The sequence below is a fragment of the Ruegeria sp. AN6 genome (assembly GCF_056540425.1).
Genome location: NZ_JBQFWR010000002.1, coordinates 125,437 through 143,168, shown reverse-complemented (window position 1 = coordinate 143,168; position 17,732 = coordinate 125,437). Strand labels below are relative to the sequence as shown.

17 protein-coding genes are annotated in these 17,732 nt (G+C 56.1%); 9 read left to right on the top strand and 8 right to left on the bottom strand.

Going from position 1 to position 17,732, the window contains the following annotated elements:
* Nucleotides 1–53 precede the first annotated feature (53 nt).
* Together ACR0MQ_RS04915 and ACR0MQ_RS04910 are read right to left on the bottom strand one after the other, a co-directional pair.
* On the bottom strand, nucleotides 54–611 hold the full coding sequence (locus tag ACR0MQ_RS04915; RefSeq protein ID WP_170772486.1) for a tetratricopeptide repeat protein: 558 nt from the start codon (nucleotides 609–611) through the stop codon (nucleotides 54–56).
* Between the two features lie 31 nt (nucleotides 612–642).
* Complete coding sequence (locus ACR0MQ_RS04910; protein WP_170772488.1) at nucleotides 643–1,128, bottom strand: Lrp/AsnC ligand binding domain-containing protein; 486 nt, start codon at nucleotides 1,126–1,128, stop codon at nucleotides 643–645.
* Between the two features lie 103 nt (nucleotides 1,129–1,231).
* On the opposite strand from ACR0MQ_RS04910, the gene putA reads away from it, so the two are divergent.
* Together putA and ACR0MQ_RS04900 are read left to right on the top strand one after the other, a co-directional pair.
* Entirely contained in the window at nucleotides 1,232–4,630 is a 3,399-nt protein-coding gene (gene putA / locus ACR0MQ_RS04905) for a bifunctional proline dehydrogenase/L-glutamate gamma-semialdehyde dehydrogenase PutA (protein ID WP_480606359.1), read from the top strand.
* A 42-nt stretch (nucleotides 4,631–4,672) separates the two neighbouring features.
* Nucleotides 4,673–5,416 (top strand): rhomboid family intramembrane serine protease, encoded by a 744-nt coding sequence (locus tag ACR0MQ_RS04900; protein WP_170772493.1) that lies wholly within the window; start codon nucleotides 4,673–4,675, stop codon nucleotides 5,414–5,416.
* A 7-nt stretch (nucleotides 5,417–5,423) separates the two neighbouring features.
* Here ACR0MQ_RS04900 and ACR0MQ_RS04895 read toward each other — a convergent pair whose 3' ends face one another.
* Nucleotides 5,424–6,245, bottom strand: a complete 822-nt coding sequence (locus tag ACR0MQ_RS04895) for an IclR family transcriptional regulator (RefSeq protein ID WP_170772495.1) — start codon at nucleotides 6,243–6,245, stop codon at nucleotides 5,424–5,426.
* A 203-nt stretch (nucleotides 6,246–6,448) separates the two neighbouring features.
* Here ACR0MQ_RS04895 and bhcA point away from each other — a divergent pair, with 203 nt between their 5' ends.
* The 4 genes from bhcA (at nucleotide 6,449) to bhcD (ending at nucleotide 10,838) form a co-directional block, all read left to right on the top strand.
* Nucleotides 6,449–7,639: an L-aspartate--glyoxylate aminotransferase BhcA gene (gene bhcA, locus ACR0MQ_RS04890; RefSeq protein ID WP_170772497.1), complete on the top strand. Its 1,191-nt coding sequence runs from the start codon at nucleotides 6,449–6,451 to the stop codon at nucleotides 7,637–7,639.
* Between the two features lie 11 nt (nucleotides 7,640–7,650).
* On the top strand, nucleotides 7,651–8,622 hold the full coding sequence (gene bhcB / locus ACR0MQ_RS04885; RefSeq protein ID WP_480606354.1) for a beta-hydroxyaspartate dehydratase BhcB: 972 nt from the start codon (nucleotides 7,651–7,653) through the stop codon (nucleotides 8,620–8,622).
* Nucleotides 8,623–8,633: 11 nt separating this feature from the next.
* Entirely contained in the window at nucleotides 8,634–9,797 is a 1,164-nt protein-coding gene (bhcC, locus tag ACR0MQ_RS04880) for a 3-hydroxy-D-aspartate aldolase BhcC (RefSeq protein ID WP_480606352.1), read from the top strand.
* Nucleotides 9,798–9,872: 75 nt separating this feature from the next.
* A complete protein-coding gene (bhcD, locus tag ACR0MQ_RS04875) occupies nucleotides 9,873–10,838 on the top strand; it encodes an iminosuccinate reductase BhcD (protein ID WP_480606349.1) in 966 nt (321 codons plus the stop codon).
* 56 nt (nucleotides 10,839–10,894) lie between these two features.
* On the opposite strand, the gene ACR0MQ_RS04870 is transcribed toward bhcD, so the two are convergent.
* Together ACR0MQ_RS04870 and ACR0MQ_RS04865 are read right to left on the bottom strand one after the other, a co-directional pair.
* Complete coding sequence (locus ACR0MQ_RS04870) at nucleotides 10,895–11,680, bottom strand: inositol monophosphatase family protein (RefSeq protein ID WP_170472801.1); 786 nt, start codon at nucleotides 11,678–11,680, stop codon at nucleotides 10,895–10,897.
* Nucleotides 11,681–11,775: 95 nt separating this feature from the next.
* Nucleotides 11,776–12,681, bottom strand: coding sequence for a LysR family transcriptional regulator (locus tag ACR0MQ_RS04865; protein WP_010441846.1), 906 nt, complete (start codon nucleotides 12,679–12,681; stop codon nucleotides 11,776–11,778).
* 94 nt (nucleotides 12,682–12,775) lie between these two features.
* Here ACR0MQ_RS04865 and metF point away from each other — a divergent pair, with 94 nt between their 5' ends.
* Both metF and ACR0MQ_RS04855 read left to right on the top strand, forming a co-directional pair.
* On the top strand, nucleotides 12,776–13,642 hold the full coding sequence (metF, locus tag ACR0MQ_RS04860; protein WP_480606346.1) for a methylenetetrahydrofolate reductase [NAD(P)H]: 867 nt from the start codon (nucleotides 12,776–12,778) through the stop codon (nucleotides 13,640–13,642).
* A 203-nt stretch (nucleotides 13,643–13,845) separates the two neighbouring features.
* The gene (locus ACR0MQ_RS04855; RefSeq protein WP_170772819.1) at nucleotides 13,846–14,508 is read left to right on the top strand and encodes a J domain-containing protein; all 663 of its coding nucleotides are present in this window, start codon (nucleotides 13,846–13,848) and stop codon (nucleotides 14,506–14,508) included.
* Nucleotides 14,509–14,568: 60 nt separating this feature from the next.
* Here ACR0MQ_RS04855 and ACR0MQ_RS04850 read toward each other — a convergent pair whose 3' ends face one another.
* On the bottom strand, nucleotides 14,569–15,087 hold the full coding sequence (locus tag ACR0MQ_RS04850; protein ID WP_480606343.1) for a YHS domain-containing (seleno)protein: 519 nt from the start codon (nucleotides 15,085–15,087) through the stop codon (nucleotides 14,569–14,571).
* 243 nt (nucleotides 15,088–15,330) lie between these two features.
* Here ACR0MQ_RS04850 and yghU point away from each other — a divergent pair, with 243 nt between their 5' ends.
* Nucleotides 15,331–16,206 (top strand): glutathione-dependent disulfide-bond oxidoreductase, encoded by an 876-nt coding sequence (gene yghU, locus ACR0MQ_RS04845; RefSeq protein ID WP_170772507.1) that lies wholly within the window; start codon nucleotides 15,331–15,333, stop codon nucleotides 16,204–16,206.
* A 9-nt stretch (nucleotides 16,207–16,215) separates the two neighbouring features.
* Here the strand turns inward: yghU and ACR0MQ_RS04840 are convergent, their stop codons facing one another.
* Together ACR0MQ_RS04840 and ACR0MQ_RS04835 are read right to left on the bottom strand one after the other, a co-directional pair.
* Complete coding sequence (locus tag ACR0MQ_RS04840; RefSeq protein ID WP_170541212.1) at nucleotides 16,216–17,004, bottom strand: SseB family protein; 789 nt, start codon at nucleotides 17,002–17,004, stop codon at nucleotides 16,216–16,218.
* Nucleotides 16,997–17,584 carry a uracil-DNA glycosylase family protein gene (locus tag ACR0MQ_RS04835; protein ID WP_170772509.1) on the bottom strand — a complete coding sequence of 196 codons (588 nt, stop codon included), beginning with the start codon at nucleotides 17,582–17,584 and terminating at the stop codon, nucleotides 16,997–16,999. Before ACR0MQ_RS04835 ends, ACR0MQ_RS04840 begins: the two co-directional genes overlap by 8 nt.
* Nucleotides 17,585–17,732: the final 148 nt, after the last annotated feature.

The window sequence follows — 17,732 nt, the reverse complement described above, 5'->3', positions numbered from 1 at the left end:
CAACGAGTGAGAGCGCCCTCGAACTCGGGTTCGGGGGCGTTTTCAGCTTTGGTTCAGATATCCTCGCCCGGCGGGTCAAGTAGCCCCCCCGGGGCAAGCAGGGCACGTTCGGATAGCCAGGGATTCAATTCCAGTGCATGGTTCAGCGCCGCGCGCGCCTCATCCAAGCGCTTCAGCCCCAACAGCGACAATGCCCGCCCGCTGAGCGCGGCAACATGGTTCGGCGAGAGCGCTATGGCCCGGTCCAGATCAATCAGAGCCGCCCCATAGTCCTGCTGCAAGTAATTGACAAAGGCGCGCTGGTTGTACCCTTCGGCATATTCAGGACAGTAAGCAACGAGAGCATCGAACTCTGCCAACGCTCCAGCCAAATTCCAGGCTTCGCGCATGGACATTCCACGATCCAACAAGGTTTGCGACCTCGCATCCGGAGCATCGGTCCAGAGCTGCCACATCTGGCCGGAGATGCCTCGCGCTTCTTGCTCGGTCGAAGCATCTTGAGCCTGCGCGATCAGAGAGTCGATCCCAGAGATATGGTCGGGTGCGACCGGGCAGTCAGCGGTGGCCTGCACATCAGAGACGGCAAGGAAAACGGCAAATGCGAGTTTCATCCCCTCTAACCTGGCCCCCAGAACCCATAGGTCAACCGTTTTCTAGCGGGGCGAGTAACCCCGTTTCTTTCACCGCCTCCATCGCCACGAAAGTAGAGGTATTCGCAACATGCGGCAGGGATGAGATTTTTTCGGCCAGAACAGTGCGGTATTCCGACATCGAACGGGTACGTATTTTGAGCAGGTAATCGAAGTTTGACGCGATCATGTGGGCCTGTTCAATCTCGGCAACCTTACGCACAGCCGCGTTAAACTCAGCCAGCGCCTTTTCGCGTGTATCCGTCAGACGCACTTCGACAAAGGCAACATGATCAAGGCCCAAACGGATCGGATCAAGCATGGCCCGGTATCCTGTGATGATCCCGTCCGCCTCAAGCCGCTTGAGTCGTGCTTGTGTCGGGGACTTCGACAAGCCGATCTTGCGCGCAAGATCTGCTACCGAAATGCGACCATCCTCGGCCAGCGCCGTGAGGATGGCCTGATCGAACTGATCAAGACCGGACAAGTCGTTTCGCATCATCTGCCCCCGTCAATTCGGTCTATTCGACTATCAGAAGAAAAAATTCAGTCCATTCTCCCGCTCAGGGCCAGTTATATTAGGCAAAAGCCCCGGAGTACACATGTCACATAGCCTGCGCACCAAAATCGATACCCAAACCTACGTCGAGCAATCCACCGTGCTGGACGCTTTGATCGCTCAAGCCGACCTGTCACAAACTGACCGCGCCGACATCTGTAAGGCGGCAGCGCAGCTCGTGCGCGACATTCGCTCCAGCACGTCGCCCGGTATGATGGAGGTGTTTCTAGCCGAATACGGCCTGTCCACCGATGAAGGCGTCGCGCTAATGTGTCTTGCCGAGGCACTGCTGCGTGTCCCCGACGCGGACACTATCGACGCATTGATCGAAGACAAGATCGCGCCATCGGACTGGGGCAAGCACTTGGGACAATCATCCTCGTCGCTGGTGAACGCCTCAACATGGGCGCTGATGCTGACCGGGCGCGTTCTGGATGAGGACAAAACTTCGCCAGTGGGCGCTTTGCGCGGGGCAATCAAACGTTTGGGCGAGCCGGTAATCAGAACTGCCGTGGGTCGCGCGATGAAAGAAATGGGGCGTCAATTTGTTCTGGGCGAGACCATTCAGTCCGCCATGAAGCGCGCTGCGGGGATGGAGGACAAAGGATACACCTATTCCTACGACATGCTGGGCGAAGCCGCACGGACCGAAGCCGACGCCGCCCGCTATCATCTGTCCTATTCCCGTGCCATCGCCGCCATTGCCGAAGCCTGCACCCACAAAGACATCCGCGAAAACCCCGGTATCTCGGTCAAGCTGTCCGCGCTGCACCCCCGCTATGAACTGGCGCAAGAACAGCGGGTCATGGAGGAGTTGGTTCCCCGCCTTCGGGCTCTGGCACTGCTTGCAAAGGCCGCGGGCATGGGGCTGAATGTCGACGCAGAGGAGGCCGATCGCCTCTCTCTGTCGCTGCAGGTCATCGCAGAAGTCATGGCCGAGCCTGCACTGGCAGGCTGGGACGGGTTCGGCATTGTCGTACAAGCCTACGGCCCGCGCGCGGGTCTCGTGTTGGATACGCTCTACGAGATGGCCGAACGTCATGACCGCAAGCTGATGGTGCGGTTGGTGAAGGGCGCGTATTGGGACACCGAAATCAAGCGCGCTCAGGTCGAAGGCGTCGATGGGTTTCCGGTCTTCACCCAGAAGGCAGCGACCGATGTGTCCTACATCGCCAATGCTCGCAAGTTGCTGGATATGACCGACCGCATCTATCCGCAATTTGCCACCCATAACGCCCATACGGTCAGTGCAATCCTGCATATGGCTGACGACCAACCGTTCGAATTCCAGCGCCTGCACGGAATGGGAGAGACCCTGCATCAGATCGTGCGCGACAAGCAGAGCGCCCGCTGCCGTATCTACGCACCTGTCGGCGCGCACCGTGACCTGTTGGCCTATCTGGTGCGGCGTCTGCTGGAGAACGGGGCGAATTCGTCCTTCGTCAACCAGATTGTTGATGAAGATGTCGCACCGGAAATTGTTGCGGCAGACCCGTTCCAAGCCATTCAGACACCCGCAAAACCACTGCCGACCGGACCAGAATTGTTTGCGCCCGAGCGTCCGAACTCGAAAGGGTTCGATTTGCATCATACGCCAACACTAGACCGGGTCGACATTGCGCGCGATGCTTACCGCGCCCATCACTGGTACGCCCGGCCATTGCTTTCGGACGATGCTCAGCCCGAGTCAGATTTGCCTGTTATCAACCCGGCCCGGCCGCAGGACCGCCCGGGCTCAGTTGCTGTTGCCAGTCCGACCGATGTCGAGCTGGCGCTTGCCAGTGCCTGCCCATGGCAGGCCACGGCAGCCACCCGCGCTGAAGTCCTGAACAAAGCCGCCGACCTCTACGAGGCGCATTACGGCGAGCTATTCGCCCTGCTCGCTCGCGAAGCCGGGAAATCTGTACCCGATGCGGTTGCCGAGCTACGCGAGGCAGTCGACTTCCTACGTTATTACGCCGCCAATATTCCGGCGGCCAAGCCTGCCGGGATTTTCACCTGTATCAGCCCTTGGAATTTCCCTCTGGCGATCTTCACGGGGCAAATTTCGGCCGCGCTGGCAACTGGCAACGCCGTGCTCGCCGCCCCTGCCCCGCAAACGCCCCTCATAGCACATCGCGCTGTTCAGTTGATGCACGAAGCAGGCGTCCCGCGCGATGTTCTGCAATTGTTGCCCGGAGGACCAAAAGTGGGCGTAGCGTTGACGTCGGACGAACGCGTCTCGGGTGTGGCCTTTACCGGTTCGACCGCAACCGCATTGAAAATTCGGTCTGCAATGGCCCAGCATATGCGTCCCGGCACACCTCTGATAGCCGAGACCGGCGGCCTGAACGCCATGATCGTCGATAGCACCGCCTTGCCGGAGCAAGCCGTGCAATCGATCATCGAAAGCGCTTTCCAGTCAGCGGGACAACGGTGTTCCGCCCTACGCTGTCTCTATCTGCAGGAGGATATCGCCGAGGATGTTCTGACAATGCTGCAAGGGGCAATGGACGCTCTGCAAATTGGCGACCCTTGGCTGATCTCAACCGATTGTGGCCCAGTCATTGACGAGCAGGCTCGTCAGGGTATCGCAGATCACGTCGCCAAAGCGCGCGCAGAGGGGCGGGTTCTGAAAGAACTCTCTACCCGACCCGAAGGTACGTTCATCGCACCAACTCTGATCGAAATCCCCGGCATCTCAGCCTTAGAACGTGAAATATTCGGGCCGGTGTTGCATGTCGCCCGTTTCAAGGCGCAAGAGATCGACAAGGTTATCGCAGAAATCAACGCCACAGGATATGGCCTGACTTTCGGCTTACACACACGGATCGACGATCGCGTGCAGCATGTGACCGAAGCGATCCACGCCGGCAATATCTATGTCAACCGCAACCAGATCGGCGCAATCGTAGGCTCACAACCGTTCGGTGGTGAGGGCCTTTCGGGCACAGGGCCCAAAGCAGGCGGACCGAATTATATGGCGCGGTTCTGCGCCACGGATCGGCAGAATTCTTCGGGACACTGGGACAGTGCGGCAGAGATGAACGCACCCGAAGGACAACCTGCCCCACCTCGCACGCAATCGCTGCCCGGCCCAACTGGCGAATCAAACCGATTGACCGAATATGCGCGTGAGCCACTCTTGTGTATGGGCCCTGGACCCGATGCAGCCGAGGCACAGGCGCAGGCAGTTATGGGCTTGGGCGGAACGACAGTCCGGATGACCGGAGCGCTGGATCTACACCGGCTTGAAAACCTGACCGGTTTCTCGGGCGTTCTGTGGTGGGGCGACGACGACACCGCCCGCCAGATCGAGCAGCATCTGGCCCGGCGCAATGGTCCGATTATCCCACTGATACCCGGTCATCCTGACCGTGCGCGTGTTCTTGGCGAACGCCATGTCTGCGTCGACACGACCGCTGCCGGAGGTAATGCCGTCCTACTAGGAGGTGCGGCATAACCGGGCCTTGACGCTGGGCAGTGAAAAGCCCAGCGTCGCGCCATGTTTCCAATCCGCGATCATAACCCTTCGGGGCGTACTCCGTATGTCGTCTATGCCCTTCTGGCGGTAAATATCCTGATCTTCATCGGCTATGTAGGGATCATGGACGATGCGCGGGCCATGAATCGGCTCTACTTCGACTACGCCGTCATTCCTGCACGGATCACCGACGGCTATGGGCTCGAGACGCTTGTGACTTCAATGTTCCTGCACGGGGGCTGGATGCATTTAGCCGGGAACATGCTGTTTCTATGGATCTTCGGCGATAATCTCGAAGATGAAATGGGGCATGTTCTGTTTCTTGTATTCTATCTGCTGGCGGGGATCGGCGCGGGGCTTATCCACGTTGTCTCGGCACCTGGATCTTTGGTGCCGACAATCGGCGCTTCCGGCGCAATTGCCGGGGTCATGGGCGGTTATCTTCTGCTTTTCCCAAAGGCACGCGTCGATATCCTTTTGATCCTGATTGTCTATATTCGGATATTCACCATCCCGGCATTTGTCATGCTTGGGGTCTGGCTGGGTCTTCAGTTCTTTGGAAGCCTGTCCAGCAATCCTGATGAGGGTGGCGTTGCCTATTGGGCCCATACCGGAGGGTTCTTTGTTGGCCTGATCCTGTGTGTCCCTCTTTGGCTCAAGCGCGGAGGCCCTGGATTCTGGAACCGCACCCATGGCCATCCTCCACACCCGGAACACAGATATAAGCTGTCGCAATCACGTATTCCCAAAGTGCCGCGCAAGTAATCGCGGTTCACTGGCTGGGCGATCTACCTCCGCTCAAATGAGTAATCTCCTGTGCCGCCTTACGCACCAGTGTTCCCAACTCAGGCGCGCGTTCGCGGCCGAACCGCACAGTTGGGCCGGACACTGAGATGCCAGCGCAGGGTTCGGCGCGATCATTGAAGATCGCCGCGCCAATGCAGGACATGCCCTCGTAGCGTTCTTCATGATCGTAAGACCAGCCGCGCCTACGGGTCTCCGCCAGATCGTCATGCAGCCCTGCTTGGGGGAGATTGGTGTTCTCAGTAAAGGCAATCAAGTCAGTCCGAGCCAACACCTTGTTTAAACCATCCTCGCTCAGAGCAGCCAGAATCGCCTTTCCCGTACCCGAAGCATACATTGGAGTTCGCGCACCTGGCGGAAAGAAGGCCCGGATTGGATTTTGGGTTTCAACCTGCCCTACAAATACAACTTCTGGCCCGTCAGGCACCGCCAGATTAGCGGTCTCACCACTGTCCAGCATCAGACGGCGAAGAATCGGTCTACCAATCTCGAGAACGTTATTGCGTCGAAGGAAAGATGCACCAGTCCGGTACGCTTCGATACCGACCATCCATTCTTGCCGCTCTTCGTCAAAACTGACGAACCCGTGCTTCTGCAATGTTACCAGAATACGATGCGTGGTGGCAGTTGGTACATCGACCTCGCGCGCCAGGTCACTTAGCGCGACACGTTCCAGCCCGGCCACGGTTGTAAGTACGCCCAGCGCTCGGTCCAGCGACTGCATGGTTCCGGCTGAGCTTTCCTTGAACATCGATTTCGGCCGACCACGAGGCCTTTTCTGAGACTCCATTTTCTAGCTCACCTTCCGATGTTAGTGTCCGTACTGATTCAAGTTTTTCAGATCGCAATTCCATGGCAATAAAATTGAGAAACTAAATTCCCATCCATTTCAGCGCCTTATCTATTTAATGAATAAAATGAAAATGTTTTTCAAGAAAATTGCAACCTAGACCCGTTCCAGCGACACTTATTTCCAAAGCAGAGGATTGAGTCATGTCGAACCAAAACCCGGTCTTTATCCCAGGCCCAACCAACATACCTGATCGCTTGCGCCTTGCCATGCAGGTGCAGACACAAGATCACCGCGCCCCGGATTTCGTTGAGACTTTCGCCCCGGTGCTGGAGGATACAAAGAAAGTCTTCGGCACGACCGAGGGTCAGATCATTACCTTCCCCGCTAGCGGCACCGGGGGTTGGGAGGCAGCGATCACTAATACGCTCAGCCCAGGAGACAAGGTTTTGGTCGCGCGTTACGGCGTTTTCAGTCACCGCTGGATTGACTTATGCGAACGGCATGGCCTGGACGTTCAGATCGTTGAATGCACGTGGGGCACAGGTGCACCTGCAGACCGCTTTGAAGCGATCCTGTCAGCTGACAAAGCGCACGACATCAAGGCCGTTTTGGTAACCCACAATGAAACCGCAACCGGAGTGCGTTCTGACATCAGGGCCGTACGGCACGCTATGAACGCGGCAAATCATCCAGCGATGATGTTTGTGGATTGCGTCAGCTCGCTGGCCTCGATGCCATTTGAATTCGATCAGTGGGGCGTCGATATCGCTGTCTCGGGATCGCAAAAAGGGTTCATGCTGGCGACCGGCATGGCAATCCTGTGTGTTAGCCCCAAGGCGCTGGCAGCAATGGAAACTGCGAAGCTGCCCCGGACATTCTTCGATTTTCGTGACATGATGGCGGCCAATGCCTCGGGTGGATTTCCTTACACGCCTCCGTTGCAACTGATCTACGGTATGCGCGAAAGCCTGAAGATGTTGTTCGAGGAAGGACTGGACAATGTTTATGCCCGCCACACGCGCCTGGCCGAAGGGGTTCGACGCGCGGCCAACGCATGGGGGCTGAAACTCGTCGCGCAGACTCCGGACCTATATTCTGATACTGTCAGCGCGATCTATGTGCCCGAAGGGTTCGACAGTAACGAACTGACCGACCATGCCTTTAACTCCTACGGCGTTTCGTTCGGCATCGGGTTGGGAGAGTTGAATGGCAAAGCCTTCCGCATCGGCCATCTGGGCAGTCTGACGGATGTGATGGTTCTGTCAGGATTGGCCACGATAGAAATGGCGATGGCCGATCTGAACTATCCAATTGAGCTGGGCAGCGGCGTCGCGGCGGCACAAGAATTTTATCGCGCTGGAACATCCGGCCACGCCAAAGCTGCAGCCTGAGGAGGACCCTAATGTTGGATCAAATCCCAGTTGCTGACCTGACTATCGAAGATATGCGGGCAGCGCATGAAAGGATCAGGCCACATATTCGGCGCACACCGGTTATGACTTCTGATTACCTAAATGACCTGACTGGCGCACAGCTGTTCTTCAAGTGTGAGAACTTTCAAGAGGCCGGCGCTTTCAAAGTGCGCGGAGCCAGCAACGCTGCCTTTGGTTTAAGCGATGAGATGGCAACCAAGGGCGTTTGCACCCATTCCAGCGGAAACCACGCACTGTCTCTGTCATATGCTGCGGGTCGCCGAGGTGTTCCTTGTAATGTGGTCATGCCGCGAACAGCCCCGCAAGCCAAGAAAGACGCAGTACGTCGCTATGGTGGTACGATCACCGAATGCGAGCCTTCAACCTCTTCCCGCGAAGCAACATTCGCCGAGATTCAGGCCAGAACCGGGGGCGAATTCGTACACCCTTATAATGACCCGCGCGTCATCACTGGTCAGGCGACCTGTTCGGCCGAGTTGCTGGAGCAAACGGATGGTGTGGATGCGGTAATCGCACCGATCGGGGGCGGAGGCATGGTCTCGGGCACTTGCCTGACTGTGTCAAACCTAGCACCGGAAACCGCAATCTACGCGGCTGAACCCGAGCAGGCGGACGATGCGTACCGTTCATTCAAAGCAGGTCACATTATCGCGGATGATGCCCCGAAAACGGTGGCCGATGGTCTGTTGGTGCCGCTCAAGGAAAACACCTGGCACTTCGTTTCAAACTACGTGACCGACATCTTCACCGCCTCCGAACAAGAAATCATCGACGCGATGAAGCTCACCTGGAAATACCTGCGGGTAGTGATGGAGCCATCTTCAGCTGTCCCGCTTGCGACCATTATCAAGAACCCCGACACATTCCGAGGCAAGCGGGTCGGAGTGATCATCACAGGTGGCAACGTGGATTTGGACAAACTGCCCTGGCTCAACGGGTAAGGAGAAACAGGATGAATAAACCGATGAACATTGATCAGCTTGAAGTTGGCTACGACATCCCTGCCGCAATCGGTATGGATGAAAGTGAAATTCAGACGCCCTGCCTGATCCTCGATCTGGATGCCTTAGAGCGGAACGTCAAAAAAATGGGCGATTACGCCAAGGCCCATGGGATGCGCCATCGGGTGCATGGCAAGATGCACAAATCAGTGGATGTGGCGAAGCTTCAGGAAAGGCTGGGCGGTGCTGTTGGCGTTTGCTGCCAGAAAGTGTCCGAAGCGGAAGTGTTCGCCCGTGGTGGTATCAAAGACATTTTGGTGTCCAACCAAGTGCGCGATCCGGCCAAGATCGATCGTTTGGCACGCTTGCCTCAGTTGGATGCGCGTACGATTGTGTGCGTCGATGACATCGAGAATATCTCCGACCTGTCCGAAGCGGCGCAACGCCACGGGACCGATCTGGAAGTATTCGTTGAAATCGACTGCGGTGCCGGTCGGTGTGGGGTAACAACGACCGAGGATGTCGTTGCCATCGCCAAGGCTGCCGAAGCTGCGCCAAACCTGAAATTCACTGGCATTCAGGCCTATCAGGGCGCGATGCAGCACCTTGATACCTATGAGGCCCGAAAAGAGAAACTGGATGCCGCCATCGCTATGGTCGAAGACGCGTATGACGGCCTAAAGAGCGCTGGTATCGACTGCGAGCTGGTCTCGGGCGGTGGGACAGGATCGTATTACTTTGAGGCCAACTCAGGCGTGTATAATGAACTGCAATGTGGGTCCTACGCCTTCATGGATGCCGATTATGGCCGAATTCTCGATAAGGATGGCAACCGGATTGACCAAGGCGAATGGGAAAACGCGCTGTTCATTCTGACCAGCGTGATGAGCCATGCCAAAGCGGACAAGGCGATCTGTGATGCAGGTCTTAAGGCGCAATCAGTCGATAGCGGCCTGCCCTTCATATTTGGACGCGACGATGTGGAATACCTCAAATGTTCGGACGAGCACGGGGTCATCGGTGATCCAAACGGCGCGTTGAAGGTAAACGACAGATTACGGCTTGTACCGGGGCATTGCGACCCGACCTGCAATGTTCATGACTGGTACGTTGGTGTGCGGAACGGAAAAGTCGAAGCGCTTTGGCCAGTCTCGGCACGCGGCAAGGCCTATTGATCATAACAGGAAAGGCAGGCGGCTCAGGTCTCCTGTCTAACCGTAGATCATCAGTACTCACGAAAGGCAAAATAGATGATCATCGTTCCTGAAAAGGAAATCGGCGCTCTGCTGGGCCGCAACGAAAGCTACGAGGCGATCGAACAGGTATTTGCCGCAATGGCGGCAGGAGATGCCTATAATTTTCCAGTCGTGCGCGAAGCCATTGGCCATGCAGACGCGCTTTATGGCTTCAAGGGCGGATTTGATCGGGCGGGCATGACGCTTGGCCTCAAGGCCGGTGGATATTGGCCCAAGAATCTGGAAACGCACGGGCTGATCAATCATCAATCCACCGTGTTCCTGTTTGATCCTGATACGGGCCGGGTGAAGGCGATTGTCGGAGGCAATTTGCTGACAGCCCTGCGCACGGCGGCTGCCTCTTCCGTATCGATCAACCATCTGGCACGTAAAGACGCCAAGGTGATCGGCATGGTCGGTGCGGGTCATCAGGCTAAGTTCCAATTGCGTGCCGCGTTGGAGCAAAGAGAGTTTGAGAAGGTCATCGGCTGGAATCTGCACCCTGATATGCTGCCCAACATCGAAGAAGTCGCGTCTGAGGCTGGCCTGCCCTTTGAAGCTGTTGAATTGTCCGGCATGGTCGAGGCGGATGTGATCATCACGATTACATCGTCATTTGCGCCTACTCTGATGTCGGATCATGTATCAGACGGCACACATGTCGCCTGCATGGGCACCGATACGGTCGGCAAACAAGAAGTCGGGGTCGACCTGATCAACCGCGCCACTGTATTTACGGATGAGGTCGCTCAGTCCATCACACTGGGCGAATGTCAGCACGCAGTCGCCAGTGGATCGAAAACCGAAACCGATATCCGGCAGATAGGTGAAGTCATCAATGGCACACATCCCGGACGACAATCCGATCAAGAAGTCACACTATTCGATGGAACGGGCGTCGGGTTGCAGGACTTGGCCGTCGCAAGCGCTGTGGTCGAGCTTGCTGTTGAGCAAGGGATCGCGATCGAAGTGGATTTCTAGACAAATACGCGCGCTCCAATCGGGCGCGCGTTCATCTATTACGCTGGAAGAGCCGTTCAGCCCCGGATCACTTTGGCAAAGTTGTCAAAGATCGGCTCATTCGCACAAATTACTTCGCCATCTTCAAGCACGCTGCCTTCGGGGTTCAGCGCCTGAACGAACCCGCCTGCTTCTTTCACGATGATGATGCCCGCTGCCACGTCCCACGCGTTGAGCCGGCGTTCCCAGAAGCCCTCATAACGACCTGCGGCAACATAAGCCATGTCCAGAGCAGCCGCACCCCAGCGGCGCACACCAGCACAGGCTGGCATCAAACGGGCGAGATCCTGAAGGGTCGCAGGCAGGTCCGAACGGCCGCCGAATGGTAAACCGGTTGAGAAGATCGACTCGATCATACGGTGCCGTCCCGAGACACGAATGCGCATGTCGTTCATCCACGCACCCTCGCCTTTTTCGGCAAAGAACATCTCGTCCTTGGCTGGGTCATAGATCACACCGGAGACGATCTTGCCCTTGTGTTCGAGAGCGATCGAGACTGCCCAATGCGGCAGACCGTGCAGGAAGTTGGTGGTCCCGTCCAGCGGGTCAACAATCCAGCGGCGGGTCGGGTCTTCGCCATCAATCGCACCGCCTTCTTCGGCCAGCCAGCCATAAGTCGGGCGGGCACCCAGCAGTTCCTCTTTCAAAATTGCTTCGGCCGCAATGTCGGCCTTGGACACAAAGTCGCCTGCGCCCTTCATCGACACCTGCAGGTTCTCGACTTCACGAAAATCCTTGACCAGAGAACGCCCCGCTTTCCGCGCGGCTTTGATCATGATGTTGAGATTTGCACTGCCAACCATTTTAAATAGGCTCCTGTCCGGTCAAGCCGCGCGTATACTGGGGCAACGCGCCCTTGCCAAGAGGAATGATGCGCATGGCTGATCTGCGTCTGGCGCTATTGCGTCTGCAGCTTGCGCGCCTCAGTCCGGGCCAGTTTTACCAGCTCTTGCACAAAGGGTTTTTCAAGGTCCTCACTGCGAACTGCAGCATAGAGCCTGCGGGTGATCCCGTCTTTGGTCAGTGGGCGGGTTACATAGTCCGAATTGTACTTCACCTCACGCACGACCCAATCCGGCAGAACAGAAATACCTCGGTTCGACGCAACCAACAAAAGGATCACAGCTGTCAGTTCAACCTGACGGATTGTGGCTGGTTCAACACGAGCCGGGATTAGTAACTGGCTGAATACGTCCAGACGTGTCCGTTCGACCGGATAGGTGATCAGTGTCTGACCGCGAAAGTCCTCCGCATCTATGAACGGTTTATCAGCCAGCGGGTGCGAGGACGCCGCAACAAACACGGCTTGATAGTCAAAGAGTTCTATAAACTCGACACCCGGCAAATCTTCAGGGTCGGAGGAGACCACAAGATCTACTTCTTCCTTCTGCAAAGCAGGCAGCGCGTCGAACGCGAGACCTGGGCGAATGTCTACATCGACATCAGACCAGGATTTTCGGAAGGCTTCGAGCACAGGGAACAGCCATTCGAAACAAGCGTGACATTCGATCGCAATATGCATACGCCCGGTGCGACCGTCGCGCAGCGATGAAAACTCATCCTGCATTGCCTCGACCTGCGGCAGAATTTGCTCTGCCAGCCGCAACAGTCGCAGACCGGCCGCAGACAGTTTCATTGGCTTGGACCGGCGCAGGAACAATTCAACCCCGGCTTGATCTTCCAAGCCCTTGATCTGATGGCTCAATGCAGACTGGGTAATGTTTAATTGATCAGCAGCACGTGCCAAACCACCACATTCGTGGATGGCTTTGATCGTCCGCAGATGTCGGAACTCAATATGCATATGCTGCGTGACTCATGTTGTTGTTGAATAATATGAGTTTGTCTCACAACGCCTCAGGTGGCACAAGAGCGTAAATGACAGTTACGAGGCCATTATGACCAAGCCTGAGATCTCATTCGAATTTTTCCCGCCCCAGACGCTGGAGGCCTCGTTTCGCCTGTGGGATACGGTGCAGACACTGGCTCCGCTGAACCCTCGCTTTGTGTCCGTCACCTATGGCGCTGGGGGCACGACGCGCGAACTGACACGTGATGCGGTTGCAACCCTGCACAAATCTTCAGGCCTGCCCGTTGCCGCACATCTGACCTGTGTAGATGCCTCGCGTCAGGAAACCCTTGAGATTGCCGATGCGTTCGCACGCGCAGGCGTTCAGGATATCGTCGCGCTTCGCGGCGATCCTCCCAAGGGGCATGACCGGTTCCAGCCACATCCGGAAGGATTTGCCAATTCGGTCGAATTGATATCCGCGCTGGCAGAAACAGAAATGTTCAGTATTCGCGTCGGTGCCTATCCTGACATCCACCCCGAGGCACAGAACGCCCGAACCGATGTGGATTGGCTAAAGGCAAAACTGGACGCGGGTGCGGACGAAGCGCTAACCCAGTTCTTTTTCGAAGCCGAGACTTTTTTCCGGTTCCGGGATGCTTGCGAAAAAGCAGGCATTGATAAATCAATCGTGCCCGGAATTCTTCCAATCGAAAACTGGAAAGGGGCACGCAACTTCGCAAAACGCTGTGGAACCCGAGTACCCGAGTGGATCGAAAATGCATTTGAGAAGGCGATCCGCGACGATCGCGAAGACCTTCTTGCCACTGCGCTTTGCACCGAACTCTGCTCGGACCTGATCGAAGGTGGTGTGGACAAGTTGCATTTCTACACGCTCAATCGCCCTGAACTGACCCGCGATGTGTGTTTCGCATTGGGTATTACACCTCAGACCGAATTGCAGAACGTCGCTTGAACTTGTGGCCTGTCCGGTGGCAAATCTGTCGCTGGGCACACCCGCCACTACCGATGTGCGGCACGCCGATTAGAGCGCGGGCGACAATCCAGAATTGATTCCAGAAACTGTTGCTGGGATTAACGCTAATATCTAAGAAAATTTGACAATAATGTGATCGATGGCACTCTGAGCGCAGTGTAGTTTTAATGAGTGTTATCAGTATGGAGCCAGTGAGCAAAGTTAAGGCTCGGGCAGAAGCGTTGCAGGTTCTTGGCCTGCCTATCCACGCCAACGCAAACGACATCAGAGACGCCTGGCGCAATATCGCCTTTCATGATCACCCTGATCATACAGATGGTGACCATTCGGTTTTTTCCAAAGCCAAGTCGGCTTACGATTTTCTGCGTAGCGAGGGTCTGACCCGAAAGGGCGTGACGAGTTCGTCGACACCACGTCGTCCACGCCTAAAGAAACGTGTGATCGAACTGGACGCCGATGAGATCAAAGCTTGCCGTGATTTGCTGAATCCCGAATACGTGCTTTCAGATATGTCTGCGATTGACCACGCCGCGACAAGCGACGACCAAGACCAGTCATATGACCATGTGCCAGATGCAATCGGCTGTTTCGGACGTGACCTGACTTACTTCGTCGCGTCTTCTGTCTGTGAGGGTGAAAACCGAGTCGCCTTGCCAACATCGGTTCTGGCAAGTTGCAGAAAAACTGAAACCGAGATTTTGACATTTAAATCCAAAGTTGCGGGTTCGGGTGAAATTGTCGTTCCCGACCCTATACGCGAACGGAAGTTTCCCGGTGCCCGAAACGTTAGGATTCGGTTTGAAGCAGACCAGCAAATGCGGGATTTGTTTGAGTTGGCAGGGTGAAAGAACCTACCAGCAGAATAAGCCCGGCCGTTAAGGCCGGGCTTATTTTTTTCACCAATATCAGTTGGACACTGGACCTTCCGAAGTAAATTTCGGGATCACGCTGGTAGACGCCGCGTCGGGTTCGATACCCGGCCAGTTGCCTTCTGCCAAATTGATGTTGCCGGGAACGTCCTCTTCCCAAAAGCCGACGACTACATCGGTGATGTTCAGATACAGTTTGTCATCGACGATCCGCCACAGGTTCGGGTTGGCCGGAACCTTGCCGCCACGCGACACGCCATAGGCGCAGTGTCCATCATATTGCGGCGCATAATAGGCCGGATTTTCGAGAAACTTGTCGCGGTTTTCTTCAGTCGAAAATGCCCAGGTCGCACCGTTATAATCGGCAGTGATGTCAGACCGGCCGCGAACTGCCTCGGGCTGCGATTGACCAACGGCTACTTGATCCAAGTCGCGATAGGCAACGACGTCATACCCTGACACCGCAAATCCGGTACCATCAACATATTGATCTCCTGCGAATACAGGCATGGCGAAAGCCATCGTCGCTGCAAGGGTCAGTGCAAAGCGTTTCATGTGAATTGTCCTCATGTCCTATCGGTTTCTGGGCACCCGTGCTACGGGGCTGCCCAGACAATAGGTGTTTTTGGCCTCGCGCGAAGACCCACTCGCGCCGCTGTGAAAACGAATTGGGAATTGTGAGGTGTATCCGGGGGATTGTTACAAAATTCCCGCGGTGTTTGGGGTTGGACTCTGAGTTCTGCAATATTAGCTGTTGATTTAGCGGTCCATTGGCCAGCAACGCAGGAAAGGCATGATATGAGCGAACAATCCACCTATACCCCTCCTAAGGTCTGGACGTGGGACAGTGAAAGCGGCGGACAATTTGCCAATATCAACCGGCCAATTGCTGGGGCCACACATGATAAGGACCTTCCGGTCGGAAAGCACCCGCTGCAGCTTTATTCGCTCGCTACACCCAACGGCGTTAAAGTCACTGTGATGCTCGAAGAGCTGCTGGCTCTGGGCCACAGTGGGGCAGATTACAATGCCTGGCTGGTCAATATTGGCGAAGGCGACCAGTTTAGTTCGGGCTTTGTCGGGGCGAATCCTAACTCGAAAATTCCCGCGCTTTGGGATCATTCGGATGAAACACCTGTGCGCGTGTTCGAAAGTGCCTCAATTCTAATGCATCTGGCAGAGAAGTTTGGTGAGTTTCTACCCGCGAGTGGTGCGGAACGGACTGAAGTTATGAACTGGTTATTCTGGCAGATGGGCAGCGCACCCTATCTGGGTGGCGGCTTTGGCCACTTCTACGCCTACGCCCCCGAGAAGTGGCAATACCCGATTGACCGTTTCGCCATGGAAGCCAAACGCCAGTTGGACGTATTGGATCGGGAACTTGCTGAAAAGACCTATATCGCTGGCGAAGAATATACGATCGCCGATATGGCTATCTGGCCTTGGTACGGACAACTGGTTCTGGGCCGTCTATACGATGCGGCGGAATTCCTTGATGTCGAAAGCTACAAGAACGTAATGCGGTGGGCCAAAGCAATCGATGCGCGCCCAGCGGTTCAGCGTGGTCGGATGGTCAATCGCCCATTTGGCGAACCACACACTCAATTGCACGAACGTCACGACGCAAGCGACTTTGAGACGCGTACACAGGATAAACTAGAAGCGGCAGACTAACGCGCTTTGTTATTTCAGGATCGGGGGCCGCTCGGGGTTACTGCCCGGGGCGGCCCTTTCAACTTTCGGAGCCTGTGGCTGGGGTAAATCGAACCTAAGTCCGACCTTTGCCAGCGCGGCGGCTGCCGGATCCTCTGCTTCAAAGAATCCGACATCCAAAGCACCCGCCTCAATCCCCGAAAATGTCAGCGCCTCAGAAACGGCGCGCGCCAGAGCAGGCTGCGCGTTTTCAACTGCCGAGACAAATCCCAAAAGATGGCCCCGACCGCCATCATCCGTCTTCGTTCCCACTAGAAAAGCCGCAGTGGCGAGGCCTGCTGCAGTCGCCAGCTTGGTATCAAGTGCAGTCAGCAATTTATCTGGCAGACCGGCGGGCGGGCGAAATTCAGTAAGCCTCTGCTGCACTTCTTGCGGGCCGTGCTGCAGCGTGCTTTCCAACCAGCCCAATGCCTCGGTCGGGATCAACATCGATGACGGCGCGGTCTCAAGGTTCAGGCCCAAACCAATTCCTTGCCCTGACAGCATTCCGGATAAGACACGCCCGGACAGAGCAACATACGGAACCGGATGCCCCGCGAACTCTGCCAAACGTTCCTCAAGATCAAAGGCCAGCACGAAACGGCCATCAGCCACATCGAAGAGCTCAGGCGAAATATTCTCGTCCCTGGCCTCTTCCGACAGCATCAGGAACAGCTCGCTGTCGGCTAACCTTTCAAAGAAACGCAGCCGTGCTGAATCGTCTTCTGGCGCTGCAAGCATAGCGGCATGTGCAGCATCTAAAGCTGTAGTTTCAGTCATTCAGAACCTCTTGCACCCGTTGCCGAAGAACCGGCAAAAGATCGGCCTCAAACCAGGGGTTTTTCTTCAGCCAAGCCGTATTGCGCCAAGACGGGTGAGGCAAGGCAAAGACCCGCGGCGCATGGTCTCTCCAACGGCTGACGGTCTCGGTGACCGGCGTTTTCACACCCAGATGGTATTTGTGCGCGTGACCGCCAACGAGGATTGTCAGCGGCACCTCTCCCAGCGCATTCATCACTTTTTCATGCCATGTGCGCCCACATATCGGCGGTGGTGGCAGGTCGGCCTTACGCTCATTATATCCAGGAAAACAAAATGCCATCGGCACAATCGATACCCGCGAGCGGTCATAAAAGCCTTGTTCGTCCAGACCCAACCAATCCCTTAGGCGATCACCCGAAGGATCGGTAAAGGGCCTTCCCGACAGGTGCACCCGAGCCCCCGGTGCCTGACCCGCGATCAGAATTCGTGCACCGGAATGGAACCAGACAACCGGGCGCGGCTTGTGCGCGGTAGCCGTCTGCGCAAACCTGTCCGCGCAAAGTCGGCACTCTGCGATATCCTTAATTAGCGACTTCATCGGATTGAAACGTTCCCGCAATGAACACTCGATTAAGATAGGAATGAACACGGTCGGAGCCAACAGCACCTAACTTGGCAACACTTCAATGTCATATCGCGGGATCCGCATTGATCATTTGTTTCATATTTCGACATAATGTGGCCAA